Raw genomic sequence first — 726 nt, 5'->3', positions numbered from 1 at the left:
CACCGTATAGCGATTTTCATCCGCTTGATTGGTCAGTGTCGCCACTAAGGCCTGATCGCTGCGTGATGACCAGACCAATTGCTGCGGACCAAGGGTCGGTGCTTTTGCGACAAACCCTAAGGATGAATAGCCTTTGACCGGTACCGAGCGATACCTGACACCTTCGCTGGCGATATCCCATGAATCTTCAATAAATCCCATCGTTTTGACGCTGGCATCACTCACGCTGGAGTGGTTAATGGCGGCGGTAACCGACACCTTACCTTTATCGACACTTTTTAAGCTGACGCTGGCGATTCCCTGGGCAGATGTGGGTGTCTTGCTCGCTGACAAGTGACCAAATGAATGACGCCACTGCACCATGGCATTGGGAACAGCGTTGCCGTGCGCATCGGTAATCAAGGCGGTAAACTGAACATAATCAATGCCATCACCAGTCAGTAAGGATTTATCCGCAGACAGAGACTCTACCTTGGCAGTCGCCATATCGGCGTTAAGCGCAAACGTTGCCGATAGTGATGCCATCGCCACACCATCAAGCTGTGGTGTGACTGAATACACGCCCGCTTTTTTCCCCCTTACCGTTGCAACATAACGACCAGTCGCTCCGCTTTCATGGATTGCACTGAGCGTCACTTCACTGGCAGCGGGTTCCTCCCCCTGCTGGTTTCGCAGCCGGAATGAAAGATGGCCTGCCATGCTGCTTAGGGGCCTATCCTTACTGTC

Annotated in this window: 1 protein-coding gene; it reads right to left on the bottom strand. The window is 52.9% G+C overall.

What is annotated here, in order from left to right; all coding sequences use genetic code 11:
• Positions 1–699: Ig-like domain-containing protein (locus J5224_RS32680; protein WP_264629079.1), on the bottom strand; the 699-nt coding region annotated here is incomplete at its 3' end.
• Positions 700–726: the final 27 nt, after the last annotated feature.

It is taken from the genome of Candidatus Symbiopectobacterium sp. NZEC135 (assembly GCF_025962695.1).
This window is presented reverse-complemented; position numbering and strand designations above follow the sequence as displayed.